We start from the raw sequence: 350 nt of genomic DNA on the forward strand, positions 1-350 counted from the left end.
CCCGTTTTATGACACAGACTGAATCAGCGATTCTGGCGCATGCCCGGCGGTGTGCGCCAGCGGAGTCGTGCGGCTTCGTGATAAGCACCCCGGAGGGCGAACGGTACCAGCCCTGCGTGAATATCTCTGCAGAGCCGGAGGCGTATTTTCGTATTGCACCGGAAGACTGGCTGCAGGCACAGATGCAGGGGGAGATTGTGGCGCTGGTCCACAGTCATCCCGGTGGTCTGCCCTGGCTGAGCGAGGCGGACCGGCGGCTGCAGATAAAGAGTGCCCTGCCCTGGTGGCTGGTCTGTCGGGGTGAAATTCACCGGTTCCGCTGTGTGCCGCACCTGACCGGACGGCGCTTT

The 350-nt window shown here is 62.9% G+C and carries 1 protein-coding gene; it reads left to right on the plus strand.

Features of this window, described 5'->3' with window-relative positions:
- Positions 1–8: 8 nt before the first annotated feature.
- Positions 9–350 (plus strand): C40 family peptidase (locus E0D98_RS26140; protein ID WP_205713044.1); only part of this gene is annotated, 342 nt, incomplete at its 3' end.

The organism is Escherichia sp. KCJ4928, from assembly GCF_004352695.1.
Taxonomy (GTDB): domain Bacteria; phylum Pseudomonadota; class Gammaproteobacteria; order Enterobacterales; family Enterobacteriaceae; genus ECMA0423.